Raw genomic sequence first — 23,918 nt, forward strand, 5'->3', positions numbered from 1 at the left:
TCCCTGCCTTAAATGCCTGATGATGAGCAAGGGCATGGTCAGCAGGAGTAGAAGAAAATGTAACTGTTAAAAGATACTTACCACTTACACCAGCGTTAGCTGGATTATTATCATAGGTAACTCCAGTTACTGTAGCATATATATCATCAGCTGTATTGTCTGTAATCCGTAGCCACTGACTCGCTAACCTGCCTTTACCCGTTCCATCAGCAGGACCTGCCCTGTAAAGGGTAACACCTGGCTTTCCTGTAACACCTGACTTCTGAATAAAGGAATAAGTGTTTGAACCATCAAAACTTACATTAGCCACAGAGTTTATTGTAGAACCATAACCAGAGGTGTTATTAGCGTCTGTATCACCAAAGGCATTGGTCGTAACTATATTCCATGCTGTGCCATTTGTTGAATAATCAACCTGAGCCGAAGTAGGATAAGCACCAGCCACACCATACCCCCTAAGGTTAGAACCTGCAAAAAGAGAACCATCAAAGGAATGAAGAGTACCTATACCTTCGCTACCTGTAAAGCTATGCACCTTTGTCCAGGTTGTGCCAGGGCCTGTCCACTTCCATATCTCACCACCTTGGGTAATCAGAGGTTGCACATAACCACTGCCAAATATAGCTTTGCCTGTTCCTGCATAAAGATAACCCCCAAACTCAGCAAAGCAACCACCCCAGTTATTAAAACTCTTATTAAGATGTGCCTCACTGCCTCCAAAACCATCATTATTTACCTGCGTAAATGTCCCTCCTGTAGGCTCATACTCCCATATCTCGCAACCTGTAACTCCTGTCCCGCTCCCACTCCCTCCAGGATAATCATTAGTCCTGCCTGTATCCCGGGGAGGATTAGGTTGCTTACCTAACATAATATATAATTTATTATCAAATCCTATCATATCAGGAATATAAAGCTTGTCAGCGACTTCAGCACTGCCATCCTCCCAGGCTGTGCTTGCGACCCCGTCTCCTGCTATCTGATGCCAGTTATCCGCATAGACATTACCTGAAAAATTAAAACTTACCGCTGATGGGTCATAAAACTTCCAGCTCACTGCTGAGCCTGTTACACCTGGTGCTATGCTTACGCCATCTGGAGCATGGTTAAAATAAGGATAACCATTAGGATCATACCCGTATTCATTATTAACAGAAACACCGCCAACCGAAATGCTTTCAATGGTAGCATATGTTCCGTAAAGAGTGTCACCAGTTGCATTGTCGTTGGTATTGTTATTGGTTATTGTAACATTCCCGGATAATATTTTAGTTCCACTATCCCAGCTTAAACCAGTGGAAGCCATTATGACATTTAGCGGGTAATATCCTGATCCAGCAGATGTGTATTGTTTTTTAGCAGAGCCTTTTGTTTTCTTTACACCTTTGCTTGCATCAGGATATTCAAATGTAATCGTACCCTTTTCAACATCCACATAGGCTCTGAATGAGGCAACGGGCTTTTTCTTTGATACGCCTGATGATGACTTAGCTCCTCCGATGCCTCCATCCTCTCCGCAACCCGGAATTAAAAATAGAGATAGCGCGAAGCAAAGAATTACTGATAATATTTTTATCCCCAAAAGTTTATTTTTCATTATAGCTCCCCTTTATTTATTAAAATAATTTAGAGTTTCACTGAAGCCTGTTGACTTAGAAAAAAGTCCCTCCACCTACATTCGCAGTAGAAGTAAAGAGGGTAATATCAATTAATGGTTCGTAAACTTTAAGTTTTGGTTCTACAAAAGCTTTTTTCTTTGGAATTCCTATAGCTTTTTTCTCTTCAGTTTTAATTTTCTCTTTGTTGCTCATTTAAGCCTCCAAAAAAAATTATAGACAATTTTTTCCTGAATTAGAATACCTTTTAGCAAAAATTATGCCACATTTTAAACATTCTTTAAATATTCAAATAACTCTCTGTTTTCAAAACAGAAAAAACAATTAATCTTTTCAAGAAATCTTTTAACATTCTGACCTTCTTTAATAAAAATGTACATTTTTTCGACAATTTTAATTCTAAATTTCTAACTCATTGATTTAATTTGCAAAAAAATGTCAAAAAAACCGACACCTCTTTGCAAACCTGCTATTAAAACCCGATTCGATGATAGTTATGTTAACTTTTTTTATTTTAAATCTCCTTTTACTTAATAAGTGAAACAATCTTTCAGACAGATTTACAATTTGGTTATTAATTGAAATGTATATTACTTTAAAAGAAAATCTATAAACAAACTATGAGATTAATTAATTAATGTCAAGGTAAATCAACTATTTAATTTGCAGGATTTATTTTTTTTAAAAACTCTTCTGATGTCTTGTCTTTCGGATTTAAACTTAAAGACTTGATGAAATGCTCTATTGCTTTTTCCTTATTTTTTAAACTTAAAAATATCAATCCAAGGCTTATATGAGACTGATAATAATCTGGTTTCAAATCTAAAACCCTTTCAAACTCTTCTATGGCATCTTTAAACATTTTCTTTTCCATATATATTTTTCCCAGATTGAGATGGGGTATTATCTCTGTCTTTTTTAACCTTGCTGCAATTTTTAAATATTTTATTGCTTCATTGCTGTTTCCTGCCTCATTCAGCGCACTCCCAAGGTTATTATAAACCTCATAAAGATTTGGATTTTGTCTGACTGCTATCTTATATTCCTCAATCGCCTCTTTGAATAATCCTTTTTTAAAATATATATTGCCTAAGTTATTGTAAGCTTTTGCCAGAGTTGGATCAAGTTTTATAGCCTCTTTATATTCCTTCACAGCATCATCAAATAACCCATTGTTGCTAAAGAGTAGTGCCAAGTTATAATGTGGATCACCTGATTTTTTGTCAATCTCTATTGCTTTCTTATAAGCTTCTATGGCTTTATCAGTAGCTCCAATTTGCCTGTAGATATTTCCTGCATTGATATAGGCTCTAAAAAAATTAGGGTTCAGTTCTAAGACTGTTTTTAGCTCCTTTAGTGCCTGCTCATATTTACCTTTTTTACTGTAAATAGTAGCAAGATTAAAGTGGGCATCCCAGTAATAGGGATTTATTTCAAGAGCTTCTTTAATATGCTTCAACCCCTTTTCATGGTCTCCCTTATCTATATATATTGTTCCTAAGTTATTGTGGACAAGGCAATCTTCTGGAGATTTTTTTATTGTATCAAGCCAGAGGGTCAGGCCATCTTTCCAGACAGTATTCCGGCTAAAGGTCAGAACAAAACAAGAAAGGCTTATAAGAAAGAAAATGATAAAAACTAAATATTTATAAAAGGAAGATAAAAATCCCACTCCATCCCCCTTTTTCAAAGGGAAACTTGAAAGAATATTTTCGGATAAAACTGTCCCCGAAATTTCTTCCAGATTGCAGAGTTTGAAGATAATCAAACTCAACCCTAATGTAAATGCAAATGAAGGTAAATATAAATATCTATCAGCCTTTAATATTGCGATTGGAATCAGATTTGAGACTGGAATTAATGTTATTAAAAACCACATTAAGCAAAACCCGACTAATTTGTTGTTTTTCCTGAATTTAAAAAAAATAACAATAAAAGCAATGAGAAGAATTGCTCCTGCTATTATCCTGATATCAGAAAAGGAGGGAGGAAAAGGAACCTCATATCTGACATTCAGGTTTATTGGGAAGAGTAATAGTTTTATATAATCAAAAACAACCCCAAGCATTGCAAGAAACGTAAGATAAGGGCTATCACCCCAATAGGTTTTAACAACCTCCTTCTCTGAAGCAACTGACAAAGTAATAATAGTTGAGAGACCTGCAATAACTAAAAAAGGAAGGATACGAATAATTGTCCTTTCTATTCTAAATACTTTCTTCTCAGCTAAGAAGCAATAATCAAATAAAGGAAGCAAAAATGGAAGTATTATTACTGAGGGTTTTGAAAAGAGTGCAAAGATAAAACTTATTATTGAGGAGATAAAATATAGATTTTTCTTTATTCCAGTTATTTTAAAAGCTAAAACGTAAAATAACAGGGAGAGGAAAAAGAACATGCCCGAGAGGACATCCTTTCTTGCAGATATCCAGTTCACAGCCTCAGCATGAATGGGATGAAGGGTAAAGAGAAGGGAAGAGAAAAAAGATAACGCCTTATCCTCAAAAATCTTCAGAGTCAGTAAATATACAAGCAGGCAATTTATCATAAAAAGTATAACATTTGTCAGATGGAAGCCAAGGGGTTTAAGTCTCCAGAAATGATAATCCAGAGCATAGGAAAGCTCCTTTAATGGTAGATAGTCGCTTGCAGTTGGCTCAGAAAACATTCTGCATATATTGTCAAAATTAATTGCTTTTATCTTTTTATTCTCAAGAACGAGCCAGCTGTCATCATAGTTTACAAAATCATTTTTCAATGAGTTTGAATAGACAGCAAAAGAAATGGCAAGAATCAAACAGATTGAAACAAAATGATTTAAATATTTTTCTGAAATCATAAATAAAAATCTATCCATTAAAATCCTTATTCCAGCTCTTTTAATGCTAATTCTGCTTTTTTGTCTTCAGGATTTAACCTTAAACTGGTTTTGAAATTTTTTATTGCCTCATCTTTAGCCCCTTTTAACTGATAAGCTTTTCCGAGCATATTATAGATTTCATAAAAATCAGGGGCAAATTTTAATGTATTTTTCAAAACCACAATAGCATTATCGTACTCACTTATCTGAATATATATCTGAGCGAGGTTAATGCCCGCATTAATATGTGATGGCACAGCTTTAAGAGCCTTCTTAAACATCTGCTCAGCATCCTCATAGTTTTTATTCATTCCATATATAATTCCCAAATTATTTAAAACCCCTGCATTTTTAGAATCAAGCTCAAGGGCTTTTTTAAATTCATTAAAAGCCGGTTGAGTACGGCCTGCTTCTATATAGAGCAACCCCAGTTCAATATGGTTGCCTGCTATTTCAGGGTCAAGCTCAATTGCTTTTTTGAACTCTCTCTCAGCTTCTGCAGGCATTTTTAAATCACGGAATGTTATCCCAAGATTAAAATGAGCGCTGCCGTAATCAGGCATTATTTTTATGGCTTTTTTATAAGCCTCTACAGCAAGGTTCCCCTTTCCAGTGGCTTCATAAATATTTCCTAAATTGTTGAAAGCGATATGGTTTTTCGGATCAAGGGCTAACGCTCTTTTAGTATAGAAAAATGCCTTGTCAAAGTTCCATTTTTTTCCATAAACAGCTCCCAGGTTCAGATTGGCATCTATATAACCCGGCTCAAGCATAACTGCTTTTTTAAACTCTACAAATCCATTCTCTGTTTTATCAATATCTAAATATTCTGCACCCAAATTATTATGAGGCCTTGCCTTCTCAGGAGATTTCTTTACAGCATCACTCCAGAGGGTTAGACCATCCTGCCAGACATGGTTGCGATAATAAGTAGCAAGAGAGAAGCAAAGGACAATCAATGCTGGAGTGATAACAATTAAAATCTTGCTCAGTCTGCTTGTGCCCATTAATATTTTATAAATAAACAGAGAAAGAAAAATTGAAAACCCAACTGAAGGAAGATAAAGCCACCGCTCACTCAAGACATCCTCAAGGGGAATAATTGAGGTCGGAGATAAAGCTATGAAAAACCAGAGAATGGAAAAAGAAATCTCTTTGAAAGTTTTAAAAAACTTAAAAGCCAAATAAAAAATTAATAAAATTGTGACTAATGATAGGAGGGTTTTAAAATTTATGCCTGTAGTTAATGGAAAATCATGGTCTATGTTCAAATTTATTGGGAAGAAGAGAAGTCTTATATATTCTGTGCTAACATTAATCTGGGTTAAGATATTGACATAATAATTCCTGTTAAAAGTCGGGTTGCCTAAAGTTCCGTAAAAATATCTCCTCAGAACCATTAAGGCTCCAATTATGACAAAGAAAGGGAAATAGAAACGGGTCTTTACCTGCCTGCCGGCAGGCAGGGACCCCGTTAATAACAGACCTAAAGGTCTGTTTCTACGAGTAGTTGAAAAGCAAGACTCATAGAGAATTAGAATAAATGGCAGAGTTGCTCCTGTTTCCTTTGAACCAATGCTTAAAAGGAAAAAGATAATGGAGGCTAAATAAGAAAAAAACAGCTTACCCCGTGATGGAACAACGCTTCTGGAATATTTAAGGAATTTAATGAAAAATATCATAGATAAAAGAAAAAATGTAGTGCTCATAACTCCTGAACGGCTTGAAATATAAGTAACTGATTCAACATTTATTGGATGAGCAACAAAGAACAGGGAGGCTAAAAAAGAAACTTTATGGGTTTTAAATATGAGGTTATAAGAAATCAGATAAACAAGAATACCATTTATGATATGAAAAAATAAGTTCACAAGATGGTATCCAAAAGGATTAAATCTATTAATGTAATAGTTCAGAGCAAATGAAAGGCTTGATAATCCTCTTGTTGGATTTGAAAAGACTATATCATATAAATTATGTAAATCCCTTAGCTTGTAATCAGATAAAATTACCTTTCTGTCATCATAGTGAAATGGCACATTAAAAGAATTAGAATAACACAGTATCGCAGTTAATATTATTAATGAATGGGGCAAAAAAACATAAAGCCATTTTGATTTATCTTTCATTCTTGTCAGTTGCCTTCATTTATTTCTTTTAAAATTTTCTTTGCAGCTTCATTTTTTGGATTATAAATCAGGACATTTTCAAAACACTCTTTGGCAAGCTTCATCTCATTAAGTGACATATATAACATTCCGAGATTCCCATATGCTGCTACAGAATTCGGAACCAGCCCGATTAATTCTTTGTAAGATATTATTGCTTCTTTTATCATTCCCTTTTTAAAATAATAATTGCCGCTTTCAAACAATGCTACAGCTTCCTGAAGCATTAGACTTTTTTCACCCTTCTTCCTATATGCCCTGCCGAGATTGGCTCTTGAAGGTGAGTAATGCTTATCAATTCTTATTGCCTCTTTAAAAGATTTTATTGCTTCATTGTAGAGTTTCAGTTTCGCAAGAGCAACTCCGAGATTATTATGGGTTCTTGCTTTATGTGGAGATTTTTGGGCTGCATCCCTCCATAGCAATGCTTCACTGCTCCATACTTCATTCCTGCTAAAAGTCAAAATCGAAAAGAATAATATGAGAAGAATTCCTATTACTGATAATCCCCCCTTGCCCCCCTTTGAAAAATGATAACTCTCCCTGTACCCATCCTGTAATAGCATAATAAACAAAGCCAAGAATAAATAAAATCCAATTCCAGGCAAATAAAGCCATCTTTCACTCAATATATCCTGCAGAGGTATTAACAGCGTCGGGCTGAACGTTATGAGGAAGAAAAAAACTGAAAAAGCAATCTCGGAACATTTTCTGTATATTATTAAAGCTCCAAAAATTAAAATTAAAATCCCTATAAATGACAAAAGTGTTTTAATCTCAAGAAATGAACCGGATAAAAAATATTCATGATCTATATTAAGATTCACAGGGAAAATCAGGAGCTTAATATAAGCCCATAATGCATTTGCCTGAGTAAGAAAGTTTTTATAATAATCCCTGTGAAAAGTCGGGTTGCCTAAAGTTCCGTAAAAATATCTCCTCAAAACCATTATGGCTCCAATTATGACGAAGAAAGGGACGTAGTATAATTTATAGTGAATGACATTGATCCTTTTCAGTTTGATAGGCGGGACATTCTTGTCCCGCCATGACGGGGTTAGAAAACCCCGTCTATCGATAGAGGTAGAAAAGCAGGACTCATAGAGAATTAAAATCAAAGGCAAAGTTATTCCTGTTTCCTTTGAGCCAATACTTAATAGAAAAAAGATAATGGAAGTCAAATAAAAACCAGTCTGCTTAAGTCCTGATGCTCCGGTATTTCTAAAGTTTCTCAGGAATATAATAAAAAATATCATAGATAAAAGATAAAATGTTGCGCAGAGAACTCCGGAGCGGCTTGAAATATAGCTGACTGATTCTGTGTTTACAGGATGAGAAATAAAGACAAGGGAAGTAAAAACCAAAACTAAAATATCTCCCTGAAAGGTGATTCTAAGAATAAGAAAAAACAAAACTCCGTTCAAACAGTGTAAAATTATATTTACCAGGTGATATGAGAAGGGATTAAGTTTTCCCCACCAGAAATTCAACGCAAAAGAGAAGGTTGAAACAGGCCTTGAGGGGTTAGAAGAGAATATTTTTTGGAAATCCTTTATATCCCTGACACTCTCATTTTTAACAATTACCTTTTCATCATCGTAGTGAAAAGGGCTATTGAGCGTATTAGAATAGATTGCAAAAGATACTATGAAAATAATAATTATTGATAAAGAAGTTTCACGCCTCACTTTTTTTGTCTGCTTTCGTATCTTCTAAATGATAATTTAAAATTGCCAGTTTCTGTGACAGATTCTTTACCTGATTGCTTAGCTTAGAAATCTTAACTGAAAAATGAATGCTTATAAAAACCAGAAACAGGAGCCCGAAGATAAACAACGTTGAAGTTGGAAGCACAGCTCCTATAAGATGAGTAACAAACACAAGCAGGTTATACCATAAAGAAAGAATTATTATTGTAAACCCTGTCAGAATCCATAACCATGAATACTCTTCACGAAGTTTCCTCTGCCTGACAAGTTCTACAATAATGATTAGAATTGCCAGACTTATAACAACAGCAAATATTTTTTGGGTAATTGGCATACCTTTTCCCTCCTGATTAAAAGTCTATTCAAATCCTAAATTCTAATATCTAAAATCGTTCGACTGATGGTTCGACTGTTCGGCAAGCTCACAGCCCACCATGCAGCACCCTGAGCCTGTCGAAGGGTCACGACGAAGTCCTAAACCCCGTTAGAAAGTAAAATTTCTAAGCGGGGCAAACAAATTCAAAAGACCTAAATTTTAAAAATGGTAGCCGCAGACTTCAGTCTGCGAAAATATTCGTAGAATTTTATTGTTCCTTTAAATCCTTTCTCAATAAAGTCACAAAAATTGACAGCAGCATTTTAAAAATATAGTAAACAGGTTTAAGTCCGCTATGCATGGATTTTTTTGAAAAGCTTGGATTCATCCTGACCGATACTTCTGCTATTTTAAACCCTGCTTTATGGAGCATGATTAATACATCAGCGTCCGGGAAATCAACAGGGTAGCGGTCGCTGGAAAAGAATTCAATTACCTTTCTATTTAAAGCCTGGAATCCTGATGTCGGGTCAGTTATTCTCTGGCCTGCAAACAAAGAAGCAATTGCTCCGAAGAATGAAATTCCAAGCTTTCTTGCTAAACTTGTCTGATAATTTCCTTTCTCCAAGAACCTAGACCCAATGACTATATCAGCATTCCCATTTAAAACGGGTTCAAGAATTTTAAGAATATCTTTTGGATTATGCTGTCCATCTGCATCAAGCTGTATAACATACTCATACCCCTCCTCTAAAGCAAATTTGTATCCTGTCTGAAGTGCTGCCCCATAACCAAGATTAAAAGGCAGGGATATAACCCTTGCACCAGCATCATGCGAGCACTTTGGGGTATTGTCAGTGGAGGCGTCGTTGACTACTAAAATCTGAGCTGAAGGAAGTGTTTCTTTTATCCCTTTTATTACTTCTCTGATGTTCTGTTCCTCGTTGTGAGCAGGAAGAATTACTATTATGGATTGAGATTTATTCATAAACTCAGCCTTCTCTGTTTGTAAAGGTTGACAGAAAGAACTTTAGTTCATGACGCTGAAAAATAAAAATTAATATTAAATATAAACCAATGCTTAAAAGCATTGTTGAGAATAATGGAAGAAAAAGGTTTAAGTCAAAATATTTTTGACTGATAAAATAGACTATCACAGTGGATAGAACTGCAAACAGCGAAATCCATTCTATCCCTTTCAAATATTTGACAAAAATATCCTTTTCAAGATGTGCTGTCAATTTAAATAAGAGGACTATGAATATAAAAACGGTATAGACTGACTGGGCAACTGCAAGTCCAGTCAGCCCAAAGTAATTTTTTAAAAAAAAGCTTGAAAAAAGATTTACTAAAATACTAAACAGTCCTATCAGAAATAAAGTTCCTTCCTTGCCTACGGCATAAAATGCTGAAAAAAGTATTAAGTTTAAGCTGTAAACCAGTATCAGAATAATATAGCCAAGAATCAGGTTTCCAAGTATTTCTATATCTTTGTTATTAAGAGAAGAGCTCAAGAAAAGCCTGAGAATGGGGGTTCTGAAAACAGAAAGAAAAAGAATAAGAGGTATAATAAAAATTATATTATACCTGATTCCTAAAGACAATGTTTTTGAGAACCTCGTTTTATCCTCCTTCATCCTTGAAAGGGAAGAAAGAATTACCAGCGAAATAGGATTTGATATTACACTTACTAAAAAGCCTGCTCCTGTTGCTGCGTATGCAAACAGAGTTGCAGAGCCTTCAGGAAAATAAGATGACAGGCTTTGTCCAATTGCATAATTTAAATTTCCGGTGACATAAATGCCTGAACCGAGAATCGTTGTTTTGAAAATATCAAGAAAGGTAAATTCTGAATCATTCTTGAAAAACCTTGGCTTATATCCTATTTTTAGCAGATAGATTAATTGGAACAGGCATGAAAAAAAAGATGATACCAGCATTCCGATAGCCACTGAATCAATTCCCAATAAATTTCTGAAAGTAAAAATTAAGCAGAGCCACAGGAAATTGCCAAAAGCATATGAATAGGCAGGTATGGAAAAGTTACCTATAGCCCCAAGAGCACTTGCACACAAAAAACCGATTCCCTGGAAGAAACCTGAAAAAGCTATTATTTTTATAAAATAGGATGTTTTGGCAAGAGTCTGGGAATCAAATCCCACCCCTAAAAAAGATGATATATAAGAAGAGAGTAACAAAACGGAAACAGAAAACCCTATTACTATTGATAAAACTGAGACAGCGATTTTGTTAAATACAGCAAAAAATCTTTCTTTGTTTTCAATATCTGCCATTAACGGCACTACTGAATATCTGAGGGTTGAGAGGAAAGTAGCGAAAAAAACAAAGAGTACATTTGCTGCGAAAAAAGCGTCAGTTTCTTTTGCTGCTCCGAAAAAAAGGGCTATGCAAAAATAACAGAGTAGTCCAAAAAGAGATGCAAAAAAACTGCCAACACTTGCAACCCAAGTATTTCTGACAACTTTTTTGCTGGTATCTAAATTTAATTTTTCTATTGTCATTATACTAATATTTTTCTATTCTTTTTTTGCTAAAGCGAGTAGATAGTGCCCTAATCCAACACGAACATCTAATTGAATTTTTTTAGCAATGAGAGCAAAAGTCCGGAAAAAAGGATTAAGATTCTTAAAAATCCAGTCTTCCCTTCCAGGAACTCCGAAACCTTCTTCTTTAAGAAGTAAAATTTTAAATCCTGTTTTTTTTAGCAGATACGCTAAAGTTTCTTTTGTAAAAAGGTATAAATGGTAGCTTCTTGGAGCAAATTTTTCTTCTTTTGTTGAACGCAGGAAAAGATTAAGGAGAAAATTTCTTATCTTAAAGTTGTTTTCATTTGGGACTTCAATTAATAAATACCCTGACGGCTTCATAATTCTTTTTATTTCTTCTAAAGTTATCAGTGGATTAGGGAGATGTTCTAATACATGACTCATATTTATTAAGTCAAAATAATCTTCTGGAAAATTAGCTTTTTCAACCCCTCCTTTCCTAACTTCAATATCTAATTTCTTAGATAATACCTGAACTGCCCACGAAGATACTTCAACTCCATGAATATTCCATCCTCGCTCTTTTGCTACTTTTAGAAAACTTCCCGTCCCACATCCCACATCCAGTACTCTTCCAACTGGCATTTCTTTTAAAATAGTGTTGAACCGATTTATGAAAAAATTTTCTTGCTCCTTGGCAATTTTTTCATAAACATGGTAATAGTTTTCTCTATAAATTTCCTCATTAATAAGATATACTAAAGTCCTTGGATTCTGATACATAAGACTGCATTTTGAACATTTTACAATATTTATGTTTCCTTTGGAATAGATGTGGTAAAAATTTTCAGAATTACAAATTATACAAGATATATACTCTTTCATATCTAATTTATCTAACATTAATATTTTTTTCTTTTTTTAAACAAACGATATGGTGCAATAAGTTCCTGAATTTTTTTTAGGATTTCTTTAAGGACCAGAGTCGTTGAATCTGGTTTCAATAATTCCAAAATTACAATATAGATATTTCCTAATAGCCATAGCAGTTTTATCTCCATTTTTGAAAGAGCATCTGTTCTAATAGTGCAATTGTGTGCATCAAATCTTTCATAATCCTTTTCCATTAAATGACCTTTTTGAATAAGAATTTTCTGCAGCTCTGTTCCTGGGAATGGAGATGCCATGGAAAAGCCAACGTAAAAAGAATTCACTTTCTTTATGAATTTAAGGGTATCTATTACTGTAGAATAATTCTCACCTATATTGCCTATCATAAAGGAGCCAACTGTCTTGATTCCAGCTTCATGAGTTAATCGAAAAGCTCGTTCCAGTTCTTCTATTGTTATTCCTTTCTTCATTTTATTGAGCATAGTCTGGTTTCCACTTTCGCCGCCAAAAAGAATAACCTGAATGTTAGCTCTTCTTGCAAGCTTTAATAGGTGAGAATTGAGTAACTTCTCATTTGCTCGGAAAGCAGCCTTATAAACTATCTCCTCATTTAATTTATTCTCTATGATTAGATTTAATAATTCTTCAGCCCATTCTTTGTTCAAATTAAAAGTGTCATCTTGGATGTATATTTCTCTCATATGATAGCGATTATATAGCCATTTTATCTCCTCGATAACCTTTTCAGGTTTTCTGAACCTTGTGTGTTTTCCGAAAACTGAAACATTACAGAATGTGCACTGGAAGGGACAACCCCTTGATGCCATTATGTACATACATGGCTTCTGGATAACAGGTGGTCCTCCTGTGAATCTGTACAGATCTTTAACTAAATCAAGGTCAGGCAGTGGTAAGTAGTCAAGATCAGCAACAAAAGGTCTTGGGTCATTAACAATTCCTTTAAAACAAATTCCTTTGATTCCTTCTAAGTTTTTCCCATCCACAATCTCTGAAAATGTATGCTCTCCTTCACTAAAGACTACTACATCAATATTTGGAAAGTTCTTGAAAAGTTCTATCTTTAACGCAGAAGAATGAGGTCCTCCTGCTACAACACGAATATCTTTGCTGACCTCTTTCGCAAGGTTTGAGATAATCCTTGCTGATTTTGTCTGGTAGGTATTCATTGTAATTCCGACTATGTCTGGAGAAAATTCCAGGATTTTTGCTTTTAATCCTTTAATGTTAATACGCTCATTAGTGAGATGGGTTATGCAGACATTGTGACCTTCCTGTGAGAGCATTGTCCCCATAAGCACAAGAGCTCCGGAGGGATATATTTCAGTCTGTTGCGGGACATTTTCTTCTGGGTTTATAAGCAGGATATTCATTTATTATTTTTTGCTAAAGCAATAAGATAATGCCCTAATCTAATGTGAACATCTAATTGGAGTCTCTTAACGAAAAATGCTAAGGTTCTGATAAATGGATTAAGGCTCTTGAGTATCCAGTCTTCTCTGCCCTTGACTCCAAATCCTTCTTCTTCAATTAACAAAAGCTTAAATCCTGATTTATCTATCAGGCTTGCAAGGGTGTCTTTTGTAAACAGGTATAAATGGTAGTTTCTTGGGGCAAACTTTTCTCCTGTGCCGGAATGTAAGAAAAGATTTAGAAGAAAATTTCTTATCTTAAAATTTTTCTCATTCGGAACTTCAATCAGTAAATACCCTGGTGGCTTTGTGATTCTTTTGATTTCTTTTAGAGTTTTAAGCGGGTTAGGCATATGTTCTAATACATGACTCATATTCACTAAATCGAAATATTCATTTGGATAATTTGCTTCTTCTACTGTTCCTTCAGTAATTCCAATGCCCAATTTATCAATTGATGCATGAGCTGCCAGTGAAGATACTTCAACCCCATATACATCCCAACCTAAATCTTTAGCCACCTTAAGAAATCCTCCGGTACCGCACCCTACATCCAGTACTTTTCCAGTTGGTATTCCTTTCAAAACAGTCTCAAATCTATTCCTGAAGAACTTTTCCTGATCCTGTGCTATCTTTTCATAAATTTTATAATAGTCCTTTCTATTGGTTTCTTCGTTTACAAGATTCTGAGAGACTCTCGGATTCTGGTACATGAGTCCACATTTAGTGCATTTGACTATATTTATACTTTCACGGGAATAGATGGATGAAGAATTATCAGAATTACAAATCACACATGGTACATACTCTTTCATTTTCTGTTTTGATATCCTATTTTGAAGCCTCAAGCTTTTGAAGGTCCAGCTCAAAGAGACTTTTCAACATAAAAAATCAGGTTACATTCTATTGCTTTCCCGCCCTTTTATTAAGAATTCTAAAAGTGCGAGAAAACCATTTAAATAAATTCTTAGATGAGTAAGTGTTTTTATCTTCTTCAGATAAGATAACACAATTCTTGGTCTGAAATAGAATTTCCTGAATGCCTGTTTGTTAAAAAAAACCAGCTTATCCTCTGTTAACTCTTTGGGGACAAAGACCGGAAACCAGCCAGAAAGCATTTTCCAGTCGTTGTTGAAGGTACCAAACTCACCTGCTTTCTCATACAAAAGAGAACCAGGGAAGGGGGTCATAAAACTAAAATGGGCTTCTTTTAAAGGAAGGGAGAGGGAAAACTTTATGGTTGCATTGATGCTATCTTCAGTTTCGGTGGGATGACCAATAATAAAGGTAGCACAGGGCTCTATGCCTGCTTTTTCTGTTTCTAACACAGCCTTTTTAATCTCCTCCAATGTGATTTTTTTATTTATTACATCAAGTACTTTCTGTGAGCCACTCTCAATCCCGTACCAGATCTGCCAGCAGCCGGCTCTCTTCATCATATTGAGCATCTCAGGGTTTATCATATCTGCCCTTCCCATGCAGGTCCAAACTATATCCAGTTTCTCCGTTATTAATAAATTACATAATTCCATGAGTCTCTTTTTTATTGCAACGAAGTTATCATCTCTGAATTGAATCTCTCTAATTCCATAATTTTGATAAAGGTTTTTTATCATTGCCATAACATAAGAAGCGGAATAAAAGCTTACATTATTTCCGAACATACTCCTGTCACAAAAAATACATTGTCCGGGACAACCCCTTGATGTAACCAGCATAGAAGCTGGGATTTTTTTTAAGGTATGGACAGGAGGACAATAATATTTTGCTAAATTAGGCAGGAGATCCCATGCAGGAAATGGAAGGTTATCTAAATCCCTGACACGCTCCCTTAAGCCGGTAAATAGAAGATTTCCATTTTCCCTTAAAAAAAGTCCCTTTACCTGTCTTAAATCCTTTCCTGCTGTAAGGGATGATATGAGTTCTGATATAGTATAATCGCTCTCTCCAAAGCAACCAATATCAAACTGGGGGTAGAGTTGTAATGTCTTTTCAGGAATTGCAGTAAAATGAGGACCGCCGATTATTATTTTGACCTTATTAAGGTGTTCTTTAATCAAAGAAGCAACTTTTGATGTATTTCCAATGCTTGATGTCACGGCAGTTAGCCCTACAAAATCAGGATTTTTCTTTATAGTCAGTTGTGCTACTTCCTCGCAACTCAAAGAAAGAGCTGCTCCGTCAAGGATTTTAACATCAAATCCCCTTTCTCTCAGGCTTGCAGCCAAATTTGTCAGACCCAAAGGAGGTGTTTGACCCCCACTTTGATACTTTAATCCATAGCGCTCCATTATGGTCAATGGTGGATTAATAAACAATATTTTTGGATTCACAATTCATTACCTCTTTTCTATTTTTTAAAAATCTCAAGTTGTTTAAGATTTTCCTTTGCAGGATTAAAGCTTGGGTCAAGTTTTAAACACTCTTCCCACTCTTTCCGTGCCATTTCATAGTTCTTTCCTATAGTACAAAGAATTGCAAAATAATTATGATAATTAATATTTGAAGGAAAGTTCTGCACAAGTTTCTGAAACTTTTCTATTTCTTCATAATAGAGTTTTATATAAAGTGGTCCTTGCCTCTGTAAGCTGTATCCTCTTATTAAGAATGTTGAAATCAAAGATTTGAAAGGTTCTCTTCTTTCATTAACATTGAATGGCCTTAATATTAATGTATTATCTATCTTGTCCATTATAGTATAATTTTCAAAAATGTATTCGCTCAATTCAGGGCTATATTCCTCACCTGATATTCCATCTATTTCCTGGTCAAGTTCATAAATAATCTTTTTTGTACCATTCTGAATTAAATCTCTTATTGCTTCTTCCCTCATCTTTTTTGTAATTGCAAGATAACCCAAGCAGTATCTCGTGGGATTAACTCTGTCAGCCAGAAAATAATATACAGCCTGCTGGGGAAAGATAAAGACAGGTTCATTATAATCCGTCTTTTTAGAAATATATGAAATTACCTTTTCAAAATGGTTTGCCTGCTCAGTTAGTGTCCTGACACCTCCTCCCCTTTTCAAGTTTAGTGTTGCTAAACCTTCTTCATTTACATTTGTTTTTGTTATCCAATAATTAATTAACCTTTCTTCCTCAAAAAAGTTTTTAAGGTTAAAAACCTTCATAAAATAAACTAAGAACATAATCAGCAAAAGTATCATAAAAACAACCTCAAATTTCATAACGGGCTTTAAGCTTTTAATGTGTAAAAGATCCTTTGCCCTGATGAAAAGTCTTTCCATGAAATAAATACTGATTAATATAGCCGGAGATATGGAAAAGAACAGATGATGAATATCTGATCTTCCCAGAGCAGTTCTGAAAGCGAGAATCCCAAAGATAAGAACAAACAGGATCTTTATTTTTTCTGTATTAAATTTTTTTTGTATCCCTGAGATAACTAAGTAAATTAAAGTTAATATATAAATTCCAATTGGAAGATAAAAGAGAAACAAGGTATCTGTTATCAGGGATAAAAGTTCTCTGACTGAAAAAATACTGTTAGAAATATCAATAACAGGAAAAGGTAATCCCTGGAATCCGGAAGATACATAGATGGGGTATTTTATCAAAACCTCAAAAAAAGGTTTTAAGGCTCCTACAGAATAGAAATAAAGAAAAAATAATGATGGGAAAATAACTATCCCTGAAAACATTAAAAGGGAGGATTTTAGAAAAACTTTTTTTGGAAATTCATCAGACAGAGAGAAAACTAATAATGAGCCAAATGCTCCGGCCAAGGCACAAAGAGTTGTTTCTTGTGAAAATAAGAATGCGATACCAAGAAAGATGCCTGTAGAGAAAATCCAGAAGTATTTCTTCTTCTCTAAAAATTTAAAAATTATCAAAAGAATTATAAGCCCTAATGATACTCTGATATGATTAAATAAAAACTGAGAGAGTAAAATTATTGAAAAAAATATCACAAAAAACCTATTTTTCAAAAGTGATCTTGCAGTAAGATAACCAAGTATCTTTCCAAGTCCTCCCAGTAAATAAAAATATATCTTCTGAATTAATATAGTTGCGCCAAAAATCTTGAAGGTAAAAAAAAGGGGATAAATCTGCAAAGGGGGGTAGGGAATCCAAACATCCTTATATAGAATTTTGCCTCTCATAAGTTCATTTACTACTGCAGAGAATTGTCCATCATCCCATGGTATTATAAAATTTTTAAAAGGTGTTGGAGTGTAAAAGAAAATAAGAACTGGTAATAGGATATAGTCGATAAAATTCCAGATTATTTTTGAAAAATTATTATTTTGAAATGTCTTCATTTGTAGAAACATAGCCTTTTTTCAATAAAAAGAAATTAAACAATTTTATAAAGAAAATTATAAAAGCTAAAAACACCAATGAAAAGTTAATTTCTTTTTTATATATAATTATCCAATACAGTGCAAGAAAAGAGGGTAAAAAATCAATAGATGAAATGCATAAAATCTTTTCAAGAGAAATTTTGAAATATTTTGATATGAAAGATGAATAAAAAATCCATGAAAGCCATGTAAGAACTCCGACTGAACTTATAAGAATCAAACTTAAAATATAATAGAAAATCTCCTTTTGCTTTGGGTAACCATAAAGATTTGTTAACCCAACTACATCAAGTTCATTTTTATAAGGTTTGAATTGAATTGGGAAATTATAGACGAAAACCAGAAGGAAATAGATTCCCAATACAAATCCTGAGCCTATTATTATTAAATTATATAAAAAATTATCTTTTTCTGATGATAACCGAATTGCTTTTTTTATAAAATCTTTCAAATAGAAGCCTCAAATGTTAGCCTTCTTCAATTAATTTATTTTGGAATTTGTGATAGAAAATTTTCCATAGTCTTATTATAAATTAACCAGTCAACTTGATAGATTTCAAAAGGAGCTCCATTAGTACTTATATCATTTGGGACTAGAAAAGAGTGAACAAGCCTTAAGAAAGGGAATGGAGTGTCATTAATAAAGTTTTTCCTCGAGTAGAGCAAATAATTAGACTTTTTGAACTTCATATATTCAATGAGATATATCCAATACCTCAAATCTGTTTTAACCCCTGGACTATGACCAATCATTTCATGAGTGGTTAGCCCAACTGTATCTATAGTTTTTCTTCCAGAAAAAAGCTTTGTTGCTCCAATAGGATCTGAGGTTATAACTGTTTCTGGGGGAAGATTCTTTGAAATCCATTCCGCAACAGAAACGTGAGCATCATTTACGTTTTGTATATGTAATGGATATTCATTCCGTGCAAAATTAAAAAAATTCAAACAGAAATAACAAAAAAGAAATAAAAATGGCAGGATTATAATTCCTTTAATACAGATCAAATGATTATGGGACTTAATATCTTTTGTCAAATTTTTATAAACTGATTCTACTAAGAAAAATAATCCGAAGCCAGCACCTATTGAGATTATTGGGTCATAAGGAGTGATATACCTGAAGACCCATCCAAGATAGATTGACTTGAAAGCCTTCCATGTGAAAAATGCAAAAACTGTAGTTGCCCAAAAGAAATTTTGAAATGGTTTAGCTTTCTTAGCAATAGCAAAGATTATCCCAATAGTAGCAAAGAGGTATAAGAAGATATGGTATGAATCAAGCTGGTCTGCAATTGCTAAGTATCTTTTCCATAGGTTTGCAAAGTCATATCCTGGTCCAACATATATGTAATAGGGTGTTGGGAAAAGAAGTCCTGTAAAATACCAATAGATAATTAGAGGTATAACCGCTGTTGATATTGTTATAAGGGCGAATCTCATTAGTTCTTTTGGTTTAATCAAAGTTCTTTTGCTATCAAAAACCTTTGATATCAGACCAAAATGTTCAAGAGATAGAAAAATCATAGCCATTGTCGGGAAGATATACAGCTCTTCCCTTGCCCATCCACATAACCCAAAAGCAAAAGGGCTGAATCTCAATATTCCTTCATCATATTCTTTGAAAAAAGTATGGGCTGCAAGCAGTATCATGAAGGCTGTTAGCGGTACTTCCATACCACTTACAGCACCCCATATTAACTTGGAATTAAGAAGAAATAATATCCCACATATTAAAGATACATATTGAGATTCAAATAGAAATTCTGAGAGTTTTAAAAGAAAATATAAAGATAAAGCAAGAAGCGAAATGCCAACTAAATAATTGGAGAAGAGGAGAGCTTTATAAATATTGTAGAAAAAAAATCTGGAAATAAAAAATACTGGAGTTAGGATTACATACCATAAGAAGCCTGTCACCCCAGCACTTTTTTCCCCAATGTTATATTCAAAAAAGTGCCCTGAAGCAGCATTTTTTATATAATTTAGATATATATAACCGTCATCTGTGGGCAGGTTGAAGGTGCCTGTATGGTTATAGTTTTCCCAAAGGAAGAAGATGGCCTCGATAAACAGGATTAAAAGTAAAATATATCTAAAATGTTTAGACATGCTTTGATGAAGAGAAAAAAAAGCGTTTGATATTATTAACTCCTATTACAATGAGTTCCTTAATAGAGACATTTTCACTTTTAAAATAACAATATCCATAACTGATTAGAAATAATATATCAAAAATAAAATTAGAAGGGAATTTAATAATTTTCTTTATGAAAACTTTTAAGGAAGAAAATTTAACAGCCCAGAAAAATAATTTCTGCAGATTCTCAAGCTCTCTGCTTGATTCAGATTTGAGGAAGCTTTTTTTAAAAAATGAGGATTCAGATAAGTCAATATTCTTATCAAAATATCCCATAGTTATGGCAAATTCTCCCAAAACTGTCTTAGGGTAAGGCTGAAAAATTGAACACCAGGGATAATCTGTTTTAATCCTTGTGTTTATGTCAATAGTCTTAAAAGCCTGCTCAAGAGTTTCGCCGGGCAGCCCCATCATATTATATGTTCTGAAAGGAATTTTATATTTTTTGAGCAATTCTGCAGTAATCATTATTTCTTCATCTGTTACCCCTTTAGAGAGCAGGTTATTTCTCAACCCTTCATCTCCTGACTCGATTCCGAAAAAAACTCTTATGCAGTTGGCTGCCTTCAGCCACTTTGCTATATCTTCATCAAACATATCAGCCCTTATAAGGCAAATGAGAGGAAGGTTTATTTCTTTTTTATATTCAGAGAAAAATTCTCTAATCCAATCTTTATCAAAAGTGAATGTATCATCCATAATATATACAGTTTTAAGAATATATTTACTACTTACTTCCTTTATTTCTGTGATTACATTTCCTACACTTCTCCGTCTGACATATTTTCCCTTACCTGCATATATTTTCTTTAGCGAGTGATTATAGCAGAAAGAACAGTTAAACGGGCATCCGCGGGCTGTAATGAAAGCCTTTTGTGATTTATTAAGAAAAGGATATTTACTATAATATAAATCTCTGTCAGGAAATGGTTGCCGGTCTAAATCTTCTATAAGAGGTCTTGGTTCATTCTTTATAATCTTTCCATCAGGTGACTTGAACCAGAAATTTTTTATGGCAGAAACATCTTTGCCATCAGATAAGTTTGCAGAGAGTTCAAGTAAAGAAAACTCACCTTCGCCAATACAGACGCCATCTATTTCAGGTTCATTTATTATTTCAGGGAAAAATGTTGGATGAGGTCCACCGAAGAGAATAAAAGCGTTAACTGATTTTTTTATCTCTTTTGCAAAGCTAAGAGACCACTTATGCAATCCTGTGGAACATGAAAATCCGACAACTGATGGGTTGTATTCAATTACTTGCTCTAACATTTTTTTATTCCCATTCCCAATAAATACTTCAACTTCATGTCCTCTCTCTTTTAGGATAGAGGATAGATACATTAACCCTAAGTATTCATATGCTATATTCTGTATAAATGCTACTTTTACCATTTTAGATTACACGGGCAAAAACTAACATTTCTCCTGTTCGCAAAAGAATGTTTTTATTCAGAAATTTATGATTTAATTCTCTTGTGATTGTGGATTCATAAAAACGAACCCATAAAATAAATTGTTTGCTACATAAAAGTTATTTTTAAAGTATAAAATATCTATCTTTTCTGAATTACAAAGGTTGCACATGGTAGCTTTTGTTTCATTCATGACAAAGGTATTTTTTTACAATTGTTTCATATACTTCTTTAAAGGTAATCTTTTTTAAACATTGGTTATCACCATTACAAACTGCTGTTTTAACATTATAGACACTCAAACATGGACTACAATAAATACCTTTGTAAAAGATAATATGTTTATCATCTGAAGAGTAATGTCCATATAATGATGGAGTTTCAGGACCAAAAAAAGAAACTGTAGGTGTTCCCAGAGAAACAGCGAGGTGGAAAGGCCCGCTATCATTCGTTATAAACAGTTTGATTTCATCAAGCAGTGCTATCAATCCGGCAAGGTTTAATTTTCCTGCCAGATTTAATATGCTATCTTTAAAATTAAGTTCCTTGACTGTTTTCTCCACATAATCTTTATCTTCCTCACCTCCTATCATGATGATTTTTGCATTATGAGAATTTATTAATTCTGATATCAATTTTCTAAAGTTTTCCTCAGGCCATCTCCTTTCATAACACATATCACTGGAGTTGATGTTAACACCAATAATTAAATTATTTTCAGTAAAACCTTCTGATTTTAGTAATTCCTTGATGTATTTTTTCTCTCTATCTGATGGTTTGATTTTATCAATTTCCTTATCATTTGACTCAATGCCAAGGGGTGAGAACAGAGCAAGGAAAATATCAATAATATGCCTGTGGTGATTATAATAAATATGGTCAGTCAGTAAGTCTCCTCTCCACATCTGCCTTGAGTAAAACCCGACCCTTCTTTGTGCACTGCTTAAATAGTTTATTATAGTAGAAAACTTTGAAAAAAATTCCATGTCTACAGATATATCAAATTGTTCTTTTCTAATCTTCCATAAGGCTCTAAGTGTTCGGAAGAAGAAGGCGGAGAAATCTTTTGTTGGCAGATAGATGTAGTCATCAGCAATTTTCAAGATATTGCAAATCTCTTCATTGCTCGAGAAGGTCAAGAAAGTAATATTGGCATCAGGGAATGATTTCCTTAGTGCCCTGAAAGCAGGAGTAGCTAAGAGTATGCTTCCTATTCCAAAGTACTTCATCACTAAAATCTTTTTAACTTTATCTTTTCTTTTTCTAAATTTTGGAAAAATCCAGATTTTGTTAAAGAGAGTCAATAGGATACAAATAGGTATTCCAAGCCATTTATCTATGGCTTTCATCTGATTTATTTTCATGTGTTTTTTCCATCTGCAAAAAGCAGTTTCTTTGCGGAATCCAAGACCTCACTGACTTCTATCTTATCCATGCACCACTCCTTTTCATTTTTGCATTTTCTCTGGGTACAGGGTCTGTACGGGCAGTCATCATTCATTATGAGAATACTTTTGTCATCAAAGTGCCCGAAAATTTCAGGCTCTCCGGGTCCAAAAAGCTGAATCATTGGTGTCTTTACAGCAAAGGCTATATGGGTTGGTCCGCTGTCATTACCGATATAGAGGCTTGAGAAGGCAAGCAAGCTTGCAAGCTCTAAAAGATCAAGTTTTCCAGCCAAGTTAATTCCTCCTCCTGCCATTGAGATTATTTCATCAATTTCCTCTTTTTCTGAAGAAAAGCCAACCAGAATGATTTTTGTTTTAGTGAAATTTATTAGTTCCTTAATCAACTTTGAAAATTTTTCTTTGGGCCATGATTTCCACCTAAACAGAGAGATTGGGGAAATTGTGATTACTCTATCTTCTTCTTCAACCCCTTGTTTTCGGAGCAGCATTTTTATCTTTTCCTCGTTTTCACAATCTGTTTTAATTTCAAGCTCAGGACTTGGAGAAGTTATTCCAAGCTCTTTGCATACTCTTAAGGTCCTTTCAACTGTACTTACAGGTCCTTGCTTTAGCCATACAGGATGGGTAAGAAGAAATCCGCCTCCTCCGTCTGCCAATCCAAAGCAGAATTTTGCTCCTGATAAAAAAGAAAATATGATTGTAAAAATATCCCCTCTTAAATCTATTGCAAGGTCAAATTTCTCTTTTCTCAGTCTTTTGATTATTTTAAAAACTTCAATTATGCCTTTTAAGAGGTTTGATTTTTGAGTTCTGAAGGTTTTGAAAAAGAAATAATCAAATACAATCACATCATCAAAATCTTTTGAGCCTTCAACAATATCCTTTGCCCATGAACTGATTAAAAGTGTTATATGTGCATTTTTGAAATACTTTCTTATTTCTCTGAATGCTGCTGTTGACAGGACAACATCTCCAACTCCGTCAAGCCTTACAACCAGAACTTTTTTGATAGTTTCTGAATCATACTTTTTTCTGAAAAGCTCTATTGGATAAAAAATAATACCACCCAAAAAGTCTAACAGGACAATAAAAATTTTAACAGGAAGGTCTATTGTTTTATAGCGATAGGACAT

16 protein-coding genes and 1 pseudogene (1 of these 17 running past the window's edge) are annotated in these 23,918 nt (G+C 34.0%); all 17 read right to left on the bottom strand.

Annotation, left to right across the window (positions count from 1 at the left end; genetic code table 11):
• Positions 1–1,597, bottom strand: a pseudogene (locus A3H37_07450) (hypothetical protein); it reaches 1,532 nt to the left of the window's first position.
• A 677-nt stretch (positions 1,598–2,274) separates the two neighbouring features.
• Positions 2,275–4,473 carry a hypothetical protein gene (locus tag A3H37_07455; protein ID OGL48451.1) on the bottom strand — a complete coding sequence of 733 codons (2,199 nt, stop codon included), beginning with the start codon at positions 4,471–4,473 and terminating at the stop codon, positions 2,275–2,277.
• Between the two features lie 8 nt (positions 4,474–4,481).
• Positions 4,482–6,605, bottom strand: a complete 2,124-nt coding sequence (locus A3H37_07460; protein ID OGL48452.1) for a hypothetical protein — start codon at positions 6,603–6,605, stop codon at positions 4,482–4,484.
• A 5-nt stretch (positions 6,606–6,610) separates the two neighbouring features.
• Positions 6,611–8,332, bottom strand: a complete 1,722-nt coding sequence (locus A3H37_07465) for a hypothetical protein (GenBank protein OGL48453.1) — start codon at positions 8,330–8,332, stop codon at positions 6,611–6,613.
• Entirely contained in the window at positions 8,322–8,687 is a 366-nt protein-coding gene (locus tag A3H37_07470; GenBank protein ID OGL48454.1) for a hypothetical protein, read from the bottom strand. The genes A3H37_07465 and A3H37_07470 overlap by 11 nt, the downstream gene beginning before the upstream one ends.
• Before the next feature lie 250 nt (positions 8,688–8,937).
• Complete coding sequence (locus tag A3H37_07475; GenBank protein ID OGL48455.1) at positions 8,938–9,657, bottom strand: glycosyl transferase family 2; 720 nt, start codon at positions 9,655–9,657, stop codon at positions 8,938–8,940.
• Between the two features lie 4 nt (positions 9,658–9,661).
• Positions 9,662–11,191, bottom strand: a complete 1,530-nt coding sequence (locus A3H37_07480; protein ID OGL48456.1) for a hypothetical protein — start codon at positions 11,189–11,191, stop codon at positions 9,662–9,664.
• A 15-nt stretch (positions 11,192–11,206) separates the two neighbouring features.
• Positions 11,207–12,079, bottom strand: a complete 873-nt coding sequence (locus A3H37_07485; GenBank protein OGL48457.1) for a hypothetical protein — start codon at positions 12,077–12,079, stop codon at positions 11,207–11,209.
• Entirely contained in the window at positions 12,079–13,458 is a 1,380-nt protein-coding gene (locus tag A3H37_07490) for a hypothetical protein (GenBank protein OGL48458.1), read from the bottom strand. Before A3H37_07490 ends, A3H37_07485 begins: the two co-directional genes overlap by 1 nt.
• Positions 13,455–14,210, bottom strand: coding sequence for a hypothetical protein (locus A3H37_07495; GenBank protein OGL48459.1), 756 nt, complete (start codon positions 14,208–14,210; stop codon positions 13,455–13,457). Before A3H37_07495 ends, A3H37_07490 begins: the two co-directional genes overlap by 4 nt.
• 183 nt (positions 14,211–14,393) lie before the next feature.
• Positions 14,394–15,740, bottom strand: coding sequence for a hypothetical protein (locus A3H37_07500; GenBank protein ID OGL48460.1), 1,347 nt, complete (start codon positions 15,738–15,740; stop codon positions 14,394–14,396).
• 107 nt (positions 15,741–15,847) lie between these two features.
• Positions 15,848–17,779 (bottom strand): hypothetical protein, encoded by a 1,932-nt coding sequence (locus A3H37_07505; protein ID OGL48461.1) that lies wholly within the window; start codon positions 17,777–17,779, stop codon positions 15,848–15,850.
• Positions 17,760–18,272: a hypothetical protein gene (locus A3H37_07510; protein OGL48462.1), complete on the bottom strand. Its 513-nt coding sequence runs from the start codon at positions 18,270–18,272 to the stop codon at positions 17,760–17,762. Before A3H37_07510 ends, A3H37_07505 begins: the two co-directional genes overlap by 20 nt.
• Before the next feature lie 35 nt (positions 18,273–18,307).
• Positions 18,308–19,933 (bottom strand): hypothetical protein, encoded by a 1,626-nt coding sequence (locus tag A3H37_07515; GenBank protein OGL48463.1) that lies wholly within the window; start codon positions 19,931–19,933, stop codon positions 18,308–18,310.
• A complete protein-coding gene (locus A3H37_07520) occupies positions 19,926–21,356 on the bottom strand; it encodes a hypothetical protein (protein ID OGL48464.1) in 1,431 nt (476 codons plus the stop codon). The genes A3H37_07515 and A3H37_07520 overlap by 8 nt, the downstream gene beginning before the upstream one ends.
• A gap of 205 nt (positions 21,357–21,561) precedes the next feature.
• Positions 21,562–22,740 (bottom strand): hypothetical protein, encoded by a 1,179-nt coding sequence (locus tag A3H37_07525; GenBank protein ID OGL48465.1) that lies wholly within the window; start codon positions 22,738–22,740, stop codon positions 21,562–21,564.
• The gene (locus A3H37_07530) at positions 22,737–23,918 is read right to left on the bottom strand and encodes a hypothetical protein (protein ID OGL48466.1); all 1,182 of its coding nucleotides are present in this window, start codon (positions 23,916–23,918) and stop codon (positions 22,737–22,739) included. The genes A3H37_07525 and A3H37_07530 overlap by 4 nt, the downstream gene beginning before the upstream one ends.

It is taken from the genome of Candidatus Schekmanbacteria bacterium RIFCSPLOWO2_02_FULL_38_14, assembly GCA_001790855.1.
Taxonomy (GTDB): Bacteria; Schekmanbacteria; GWA2-38-11; order GWA2-38-11; family GWA2-38-11; genus 2-02-FULL-38-14-A.